We start from the raw sequence: 8443 nt of genomic DNA, 5'->3' as shown, positions 1-8443 counted from the left end.
GGCGCGCCGCCGGCCGTGCTGCCGGGGCAGCGGCCATTGCCGGGCGCGATGACGTGGAGACGGCGCGCCCGCCAGCTGCGAGCCGGAACTGGCCGATCAGCTCGCGCAGCTTCGCCGTTTCCATGGCGAGGCTAGAGCTTGCGGCGGTCGACTGTTCGACCATCGCGGCATTCTGCTGGGTCGTCTGGTCCATCGAGTTGACGGCCGTGTTGACCTCGGCAAGCCCGATCGACTGTTCCTTCGCGGCAGTGGCGATCGAATCCATGTGCTGGTTCATCTCGGTGATGAAGCCGCTGATCGCCTGCAGCGCCACGCCGGTGTCGCGCACCAGCTTCACGCCATTCTCCACCTCTTCAGAGGAGTTCTGAATGAGACCCTTGATCTCGCGGGCGGCCTGGGCGGAGCGCTGGGCGAGTTCGCGGACCTCCTGGGCGACGACGGCGAAACCCTTGCCGGCCTCGCCGGCACGCGCCGCTTCGACGCCGGCATTGAGCGCCAGCAGGTTCGTCTGGAAGGCGATCTCGTCGATGACGCCGATGATGTTGGAGATCTGCTGCGAGGACCCTTCGATGCGCCGCATCGCTTCTTCGGCGCTGGCGACGACGCCGGCCGATTTCGCCGCACCCTGGTTCGCCTGGGTGGCGACGGTGCGGGCGTCCTCGGTGCGCCGGGTCGAGGAGTTGACGTTGGCTGTGATCTCGTCGAGGGCGGCGGCGGTCTCTTCGAGCGAGGCGGCTTGCTGTTCCGTGCGCCTGGAGAGGTTTTCCGCGGCCGTTGCCATCTCGCGCGCGCCGCTGTCCATGGTCGAAACGCTGTCCTGGATGACCTGCAGCGTCGAGGAAAGCTGCTGGACGGACTGGTTGAAGTCGCGGCGCAGTTCCTCGAAATCGGCGGCGAAGGCTTCGTCGAGTTGGAAGGAGAGGTCGCCGGAGGCGAGCCGCTTCAGGCCGGCGGCAAGGCCGGAGGTCGCAATCCGCATGCGTTCGGCGGCTTCCGCCTCGGCGCGCTGCTGGCTGGCGATCCGGTCGAGTTCGGCCTGACGGCGGTTCTGTTCGGCCTCGGCTTCGAGGCGTTTGTTGGCGATTGCCGCCTGGCGGAAGATTTCGACCGCGCCGGCCATCTCGCCGATTTCGTCGGTGCGGCCGGCATAGGGGATCGGCGCATCGGTATCCCCATCGGCCAGGCCGCGCATCGAGCGCGTGATGCGCTGGATCGGGTTGGCGACGCCGGTGACGGTGAACAACATGGCCCCGCCGACGACGACGAAGGCGAGCGCACTCACCGAGGCGATCAGGACCTGCATGAAGTCGAACTGGGCCTTCATTGCGTCGTGCACGGCATCCGCCTGCTCGACATAGTAATCGACCAGTGTATCGATCGCCTGGTCGCTGGCGTCGCCATACTTCTGCAATTCGGCGGAGAAGACGGCCTCGGCCTCTTCATTCTTGTTCTCGCGGGAAAGCGCCAGCACCTTTTCGCCCTGCTGGACGTAGGCATCGAGGGTTTTCGTCACCTCACCGATCAGCTTCTGCTCTTCGGTCCCCCTGATGAATTGTTCGTTCTGCTTGCGGATCAGCTCGCGCTGGAAATCCACATAGGTCTTGATGTCCTTTTCGACGGCAGCCATGGTTTCCGGCGTGAGGCTCATGATGTGCCGGGCATAGGAAAGCCGGATATCGACCATGCCCTTGTCCATCAGCCGCACCTGGTTGGTCGAGGGCAGCACCCGGTCGGCAATCTCGCTTGCGCGATCGAAAACACTGGAAACGCCGGATATGGCGACAAAGGCGAGGCCGGCGGTAATGACGGCGATCGACGCCAGGCTGAGGATCAGCGAGGTCTTGACGGTGGGGCGCTTCATGGAAATTCCTTCTGAAAATGCGGCTCCGTATGCCGGCGGGAATGGCATGCGGATAGGACGGTGATCGGAAAACATGACCGGTTCGGAGGCGGCCTCGGGGCCTGCCGCCGAAGGGCGACGGCCCTGCGCGTGGCCACTTCATCTCGCCCGCCCCGCGAAAAGTGCGGGGCAATACTGTTCTGCAACGGAATGGTTGAGAAGCGGTTAACTACGGTTGAATCGCCAAACCTAACTGCACGCAGAAGGTTTTAATATGGGCGTTGTCATTTGCTCTCTTTCGTCGAATTCGAAAAAGCTCATGTACTGACTTGCAGCGCGGCGTTGCCGAAGAAAAGGCGCTCTCTATCGCGGCGGACAATACGTCGGCACATTAAAGAAATACTTCAAATGCCGGTATTATCGCGACGGCAAAATCCAAGCCTCTCCCGACTGGAGGTCGGGAAATGCCGAACGTCGCTTTCCGGTGTCTGTGCCTATTCGCGGTCGAGAGGCTCGGTGCCCTGCGGCTTGCCGGCGCGGTCGAGGCGGATCTTCTCGATCCGGTTTTCGGCGGCGGCCAGCAGCGTCTCGCAATGCTTCTTCAACTGTTCGCCGCGCTCGTAGATGGCGATCGACTCGTCAAGCGCCACATCGCCACGCTCCAGCCGCGCCACGATGCTCTCCAGCTCGGCGACGGCCTTCTCGAACGAATAGCCGGAAAGATCGGCCTGGGCGGCGCTTTCGGTCATGGTCAACCCTTCATCAGTCTCATGATATGCATGCCCGCCGATTCGGCGAGGCCTTCCAGATCATAGCCGCCTTCGAGGAGGCTGACGACCCGGTTATGGGCGAATTTGTCCGCCACTTCCATCGCCCGCCCCGTCGCCCAGTCGAAATCCTCGCCGACGAGATTGAGTTGCGCCAGCGGGTCGCGATGGTGGGCGTCGAAGCCGGCGGAGATCAGGACGAGGTCGGGGCGGAAGTTTTCGAGCGCCGGCAGGACGCGCGCCTTGAACGCCTCGCGGAAGTGCTCGCTGCCCGTGTTCGGCGAGAGCGGCGCGTTGACGATGTTGCCGAAGGCGCCGGTCTCTTCCTTCTTGCCCGTGCCGGGATAGAGCGGCATCTGGTGCGTCGAGCAGAAGAGCACGTTGCGCTCGTCCCAGAAGATGTCCTGCGTGCCGTTGCCGTGGTGCACGTCCCAGTCGACGATCGCCACCCGCTCGACGCCGTGATGTCGCATCGCGTGGCGGGCGGTAATCGCGATCGTGTTGAACAGGCAGAAACCCATGGCCTTCGCCTTCTCCGCATGGTGGCCGGGCGGACGGCAGGCGACAAAGGCGTTGGCGATCTCGCGTGCCATCACCGCGTCGACGGCGGCCATCGCCCCGCCGATCGCCGTCAGCGCCGCCTGCAGGCTCTTCTGCGAGACATAGGTGTCGGTCTCGACCCGGTTGATCTCGCCCTCTTCCTCGGGGATCTGCCGCATGATCGAGAACAGGTGTTCTTCCGGATGCGCAAGCAGCACCGCATCTTCGTTCGCCTGCGGTGCCTGCTTCCGTTGCAGCGGCGCGAAAGCGGGATGTTCGAGCGCAAGGTTGATCGCGCGCAGCCGGTCCGGGCGCTCCGGATGGCCGGGCGGCGTCAGGTGTTCGAGGAAAACGGAGTGCTCGTAGAGGCGCGTGGTCATGGTCGTTCCCGGGGCACGTGGTCTTCTCGGTCGGTCGGCTCGAAGTAGCCTTCTCCGTCTTCGCGGCCATTCTAGGACCCCGCTGCGAGGTGCGCCACCACCTCGCAGCAACGTTTGACAACTGTCAACAGAAGCCCGCCATTCCCGCCGCTCCTTGTTCTTCCTCGTGGAATGAACGTATAAATGCCTGGCATGAGGGAGAGGGCAGGCAGGCCATGGACGACATCGAGCGCGTCGAAGTGACGGAAATCATCGTTCCCTATCGCGACATCGATATGACGGGGCGGATGCACAATGCCGCCTATCTCGCCCATGCCGAGACCGCGCTCAGCCACTTCTGGCGCTATCGCCCGCCGCTCGAGGACGAGCCGCATTTCCAGCCGACGAAGATCGAAATCCGCCTGCATGAGCCCCTGCACCTCGACGACCGGGTGAAGCTCACCGTCCGCGTCGACAAGATCGGCATGAAATCGGTCGGCTTCGACATCCTCATCCAGCGCGAGGCGACACTCGCGGCGGAGGTCGAGATCGTCTGGACCGCGACCGGCCGCGACGACGACGAGCCGGTCACGCTTCCCGAAACCTTGCGCGACTGGCTCTACAGCTACCTGCCGTGAGGCAAGGTGGTGCCTCCCGCGCTCACGCTCCCGTCACGCGCCAGATGACGTCGCCGACATCGTCCGCGACGAGCAGCGAACCGTCCGGCCCGATGGTTACGCCGACAGGACGGCCGTAGGAGAATTTCTCGTCCGGCGAGAGGAAGCCGGTGAGGATGTCGCGCGGCGGGCCCGAAGGCTTGCCGTTCTCGAAGGGCACGAAGATCACCCTGTAGCCGGAGAGCGTCGAGCGGTTCCACGAACCGTGCTGGCCGATAACCATGCCGTCCGGGAAGCCGGGCAGGGTGCCCGCCGGCAACCAGCAGAGGCCGAGCGAGGCGGTGTGGCCGCCGAGCGCATAATCGGGCCGGATCGCGGTGGCGACGAGGCCGGGCGCCTGCGGCACGCGGTCGTCGACCGTCTGGCCCCAGTAGCAATAGGGCCAGCCGTAGAAGCCGCCGTCCTTCACCGAGGTCAGGTAGTCGGGCGGCGTCTCGTCGCCGAGGCCGTCGCGCTCGTTGACCACCGTCCAGAGTGCACCGGTGGCCGGCTCGAAGGCGAGGCCTACGGGGTTGCGCAAGCCGCCTGCGAAGATGCGGCTCTTCTCCGTCTTGAGGTCGATCTCGTAGATGCAGGCACGGCCTTCTTCCGCCGCGAAACCGTGTTCGGCGATATTGCTCAGCGAGCCGACGCCGACATAGAGCTTGCTGCCGTCCTGGCTCGCGAGCACGCTGCGCGTCCAGTGGCCGGCCGGCTTGAAATCGGCGATCTTGCGGCCCTGTGCGGCGATGCGGGTGGTGCCGTCGGTATAGGGATAGGCCATCAGCCCGTCGGTATTGCCGACATAGAAGGTTCCCTCGAGCAGCGCCATGCCGAAGGGGTGGTTGAGCCCTTCCATGAAGGCGTGGCGGACCTCCGCGGTGCCGTCGCCGTCGGTGTCGCGCAGCAGCGTGATGCGGTTCGGGCTGTCGCCGACGGCCGCCGCCCGCTTCATCGTCGCGTACATCGCATAGTCGAACGGCGTGCGCATGCGCCCGCCATCGACGCCGAGCGCCTCCGAGGTGAGCACGTCGCCGTTCGGCAGCACGTAGATCCAGCGCGGGTGCTTGAGCCCCTTGGCGAAGGCATTGACCTTCAGCCCCGGCGCGGCCGTCGGCGTGTGGCCTTCGGTCCAGCCCCTGGCGGTCGGCATCTTGAGGGTGGGGATGCGCTGTGGCTTCGCCTCCGGGATGATCGGGGCGCCCCCGAGGGCGGGCTTGCCGTTACTCGCGCCACCACGGCGCATGAGGATCATCGCGGCCCCGATCAGGGCGACGAACCGGCCGAACAGTCCCAACATGCCTGCACTCCTCTCCGAAATGTCCTGCGGCACCATAGCCGAAGCGCTTGCGGCGAGGAACTGACCAAACGCAAATTCTCCCGAGAAAACAGGAGCCTTCACTCTTCCGCGGTGAGCCGTGGCTTCACGTGGGTTTCCGACCAGACCCAGAGCGCCTTCAGGAGCGGCTCCAGCGTCATACCGAACGGCGTCATGGAATATTCGACCTTCGGTGGCACTTCCAGGTAGACGGTGCGGGCGATCACGCCGTCGGCCTCGAGCTCGCGGAGCTGGTTCGTCAGCATCCGCTGGGTGAGCCCCGGCAGCAGCCGGCCGAGTTCGTTGAACCGCTTGGTGCCGTCCATGATGTGGAAGAGCAGGACCACCTTCCACTTGCCGCTGATGATGTCCATCGCCGCTTCCACAGGGCAGTTGCCGTAGATCTTGTGGCGCTGCTTGCGCATGTCTTTCCCTCTTCCGCGCACACAAATGACGCCGTAACGGCGCTATTTGTGCGTACTGGCGCAATTTTTTCGATCGGTTAAGGCTGCGGGCATCAACCCCGAACCAGGAGCAACGTGATGTCCGAAACCCCCGCCCAAGTCCATCCGGTGATCGATCTCGAAAAGGCGGCCCTTGCCCGCTGGTGCAACGGCGATCCCTCCGGCTTTCTCGAAATCTCCGCGCCGGAGGTCGTCTATTTCGATCCCTTCCTCGACAAACGCATGGACGGGCTCGACGCGCTCACCGGCTATTACGAGGCGATCCGCGGCAAGATCTTCGCGGCACGCTACGAGATGATCGAGCCGAAGGTGATCGAGATCGGCGATGCGGCGGTGCTGACCTTCCGCTTCCTCTCCTATGCCGGCAGCGAAGGCGCGCGCATGCACTGGTACTGCACCGAGGTCTACCGCCGGCAGGCCGACGGCGCTTGGCGCATCGTCGCCACCCACTGGTCGCTGATTTCCGACCAGGCTTCGTCCGGCGGCTGACAGGTCCCGACGTTGACGGGCCGCGGGTGATCGCCCGCGGCCGCGCATGTCTCAGGCGCGGTACGGCAGCAGCGGATAGCCGACCATCACGGCGCGGCCGGCAAGCGCTGCGATCGCCGCCTTGATGAGGTCGCCGGGAATGAAGGCAAGCGAACCCATGAAGGCCTTGGAAAGGCCGAGCCCGGCGCCGAAGGCGAGATAGCCGATGCCGAAGAGGTAGACGACGACGATGCCGCCGATGACCGAGGCGGCGAAGAAGCCGAGCGTCTGCGGCAGGGCCTCCATCGCCGGCTTGCCGAAGCGTTCGGCGATCTGGCCGGTCACATAGGCGCCCGGCACCCAGCCGATCAGGAAGCCGACCGTCGGGCCGGCGAAGACGGCAAGGCCGCCGCGTCCGCCGGACAGCACCGGCAGGCCGATCGCCACCAGGATGATGACGAGAACCGGCGCCAGCGCCCCGCGCTTCGCCCCGAGGATGACGCCGGCGAGCATGACGCCGAGCGTCTGGGCCGAGATCGGCACGTTGAACGGCAGCATGATCGGCGGCACGAGGCCGAGCACGACGATGATCGCGGCAAAGAGTGCAATGAGAACGAGATCGCGGGTATTCATGGCAGCCTCCTCAAAAAATCCCCTGCTTTCCGCTCATTGAGCCCGAATTCCCCTTGCGTCAATGGCCGCGGCGATGCTGTCCGCATCCTTCAGCGTCTGGATGACCAGCGGACCGAGCAGGGTGGAGGGGCGGACGGCGAGCCCGCGGGCGGCATGCGCCTCGCGGATCGCTTGGTAGCGGGCGAGGATTTCCGGCACGAAGCGGATGACGAGGCCGACGGCAAGGCCGATGTCGGACGCCTTGACGAGCCCCGCCCTTTCGAGCGGCCGGGCGGCGGCGGCGATCGTGTCGATGAAATCGGAAATGCCGGTCGTCGCGGTGACGGCCGCCGCCATCAGCACCAGCGCCGAGAGCCGCAGCAGCGTCAGCAGTGCCTCGCCGGCGGAATTGACGAGAAGGTTGAAGAGCGCCACCAGCGCCACCGTGGCGAGGATCGGCAGCAGCGGCCGCATGGCCGACCGGAGCGGCTGGCCGAGCCCGAAATAGGTTAGACCGGCGAGAACGAGCGCCACACCCGGCACCACGGGATTGCGGGTCACGAAGACGGCCGCCGCGAAGACCGCGAGCGCGCCAAGCTTGATCGCCGGCTTCAGCCGGTGCAGCCAGGTATCGCCGGCGACATAAAGGCTCCTCATCGAAGCGCGATCTCCCGGTAGAAGCGGATCGCCTCTTGCGCCCCGCCGTCGAAGACGAGCTTTGCTCGGTCGAACACCAGCACGCGGGGAAAATCGGCGATCAGCGAAAGGTCGTGGCTGATGACGATGGCATTTTCTTCCAGCCCGCGGATCGCTCGTTCGACCAGGGCCCGGTTCTTGAGGTCGAGCTGGTTGGTCGGCTCGTCGAAGATGACGATCTCTGGCCGCATCACCATCACCGCGGCGAGTGCGGCAAGCTGCACCTCGCCGCCGGAGAGCTCGTGCGGGCGCCGGTCGGCGAGTTCGGTCAGCGAAAAGCGGTCGAGCACCGCGTTGACCGCCCGGTCGAGCGCCTCGCCCTTCACCCCGCGGCTCTTCGGCCCGAAGGCGATGTCGTCGCGGATGATCGGCAGGATGATCTGGTTTGCCGGGTTCTGGAAGATGAAGCCGACGCGGGCGAGCACCGCCTTCGCGTCGTCGACCGTGTCGAGGCCGTCGACTGTGACCTTGCCGGCGCTCGGCTTGACGAGGCCGTTGATCAGCCGCGCGAAGGTGGTCTTGCCGGAGCCGTTGAGCCCGATCACGCCGATGCGGCGCTCGCTGAGCGAAAGGCTGAGCGGCTCGAGCGCCACACGGGCGCCGTAACGCACTTCGGCCGCATCGAAACGGATATCCAAGCCTTTGTCCTTTCGCATGTCTTGCCGGCTTCTATAGACAAGATCGCGCTGAATGCGAAGGAAAAGCGTTTTCCTGTTTTCGTGA

The 8443-nt window shown here is 65.3% G+C and carries 10 protein-coding genes; 2 read left to right on the top strand and 8 right to left on the bottom strand.

Features of this window, described 5'->3' with window-relative positions:
* The 3 genes from EUU22_RS10285 to EUU22_RS10275 all read right to left on the bottom strand — a co-directional run.
* Positions 1–1861, bottom strand: a 1861-nt coding sequence (locus EUU22_RS10285; protein WP_129331925.1) for a methyl-accepting chemotaxis protein, incomplete at its 3' end; no start/stop codon positions are given.
* Between the two features lie 473 nt (positions 1862–2334).
* Positions 2335–2589, bottom strand: a complete 255-nt coding sequence (locus EUU22_RS10280; RefSeq protein ID WP_129331924.1) for an exodeoxyribonuclease VII small subunit — start codon at positions 2587–2589, stop codon at positions 2335–2337.
* 2 nt (positions 2590–2591) lie between these two features.
* A complete protein-coding gene (locus EUU22_RS10275) occupies positions 2592–3527 on the bottom strand; it encodes a histone deacetylase family protein (protein ID WP_129331923.1) in 936 nt (311 codons plus the stop codon).
* Between the two features lie 215 nt (positions 3528–3742).
* Between EUU22_RS10275 and EUU22_RS10270 the strand changes: the two genes are divergently transcribed.
* Entirely contained in the window at positions 3743–4144 is a 402-nt protein-coding gene (locus EUU22_RS10270) for an acyl-CoA thioesterase (RefSeq protein ID WP_129331922.1), read from the top strand.
* A gap of 22 nt (positions 4145–4166) precedes the next feature.
* Here EUU22_RS10270 and EUU22_RS10265 read toward each other — a convergent pair whose 3' ends face one another.
* A complete protein-coding gene (locus EUU22_RS10265; RefSeq protein WP_129331921.1) occupies positions 4167–5498 on the bottom strand; it encodes a PQQ-dependent sugar dehydrogenase in 1332 nt (443 codons plus the stop codon).
* Between the two features lie 62 nt (positions 5499–5560).
* Complete coding sequence (locus tag EUU22_RS10260) at positions 5561–5905, bottom strand: winged helix-turn-helix transcriptional regulator (RefSeq protein WP_129331920.1); 345 nt, start codon at positions 5903–5905, stop codon at positions 5561–5563.
* A 117-nt stretch (positions 5906–6022) separates the two neighbouring features.
* Between EUU22_RS10260 and EUU22_RS10255 the strand changes: the two genes are divergently transcribed.
* Positions 6023–6433 (top strand): YybH family protein, encoded by a 411-nt coding sequence (locus EUU22_RS10255; protein WP_129331919.1) that lies wholly within the window; start codon positions 6023–6025, stop codon positions 6431–6433.
* 51 nt (positions 6434–6484) lie between these two features.
* Here EUU22_RS10255 and EUU22_RS10250 read toward each other — a convergent pair whose 3' ends face one another.
* The 3 genes from EUU22_RS10250 to EUU22_RS10240 are packed head-to-tail and all read right to left on the bottom strand — an operon-like array spanning position 6485 to position 8358.
* Positions 6485–7045 carry a biotin transporter BioY gene (locus tag EUU22_RS10250; protein ID WP_129331918.1) on the bottom strand — a complete coding sequence of 187 codons (561 nt, stop codon included), beginning with the start codon at positions 7043–7045 and terminating at the stop codon, positions 6485–6487.
* Positions 7046–7078: 33 nt separating this feature from the next.
* A complete protein-coding gene (locus EUU22_RS10245; protein ID WP_129331917.1) occupies positions 7079–7681 on the bottom strand; it encodes an energy-coupling factor transporter transmembrane component T family protein in 603 nt (200 codons plus the stop codon).
* Complete coding sequence (locus EUU22_RS10240; protein WP_129331916.1) at positions 7678–8358, bottom strand: energy-coupling factor ABC transporter ATP-binding protein; 681 nt, start codon at positions 8356–8358, stop codon at positions 7678–7680. The genes EUU22_RS10245 and EUU22_RS10240 overlap by 4 nt, the downstream gene beginning before the upstream one ends.
* Positions 8359–8443 lie beyond the last annotated feature (85 nt).

Source organism: Ciceribacter ferrooxidans (assembly GCF_004137355.1).
In the GTDB taxonomy this organism is placed as follows: domain Bacteria; phylum Pseudomonadota; class Alphaproteobacteria; order Rhizobiales; family Rhizobiaceae; genus Allorhizobium; species Allorhizobium ferrooxidans.
This window is presented reverse-complemented; position numbering and strand designations above follow the sequence as displayed.

Bases quoted from the DNA above. Each gene is read 5' to 3' on its own strand.
- EUU22_RS10280 (WP_129331924.1), bottom strand. From the start codon at position 2,589: ATGACCGAAAGCGCCGCCCAGGCCGATCTTTCCGGCTATTCGTTCGAG.
- EUU22_RS10275 (WP_129331923.1), bottom strand. From the start codon at position 3,527: ATGACCACGCGCCTCTACGAGCACTCCGTTTTCCTCGAACACCTGACG.
- EUU22_RS10270 (WP_129331922.1), top strand. From the start codon at position 3,743: ATGGACGACATCGAGCGCGTCGAAGTGACGGAAATCATCGTTCCCTAT.
- EUU22_RS10265 (WP_129331921.1), bottom strand. From the start codon at position 5,498: ATGGTGCCGCAGGACATTTCGGAGAGGAGTGCAGGCATGTTGGGACTG.
- EUU22_RS10260 (WP_129331920.1), bottom strand. From the start codon at position 5,905: ATGCGCAAGCAGCGCCACAAGATCTACGGCAACTGCCCTGTGGAAGCG.
- EUU22_RS10255 (WP_129331919.1), top strand. From the start codon at position 6,023: ATGTCCGAAACCCCCGCCCAAGTCCATCCGGTGATCGATCTCGAAAAG.
- EUU22_RS10250 (WP_129331918.1), bottom strand. From the start codon at position 7,045: ATGAATACCCGCGATCTCGTTCTCATTGCACTCTTTGCCGCGATCATC.
- EUU22_RS10245 (WP_129331917.1), bottom strand. From the start codon at position 7,681: ATGAGGAGCCTTTATGTCGCCGGCGATACCTGGCTGCACCGGCTGAAG.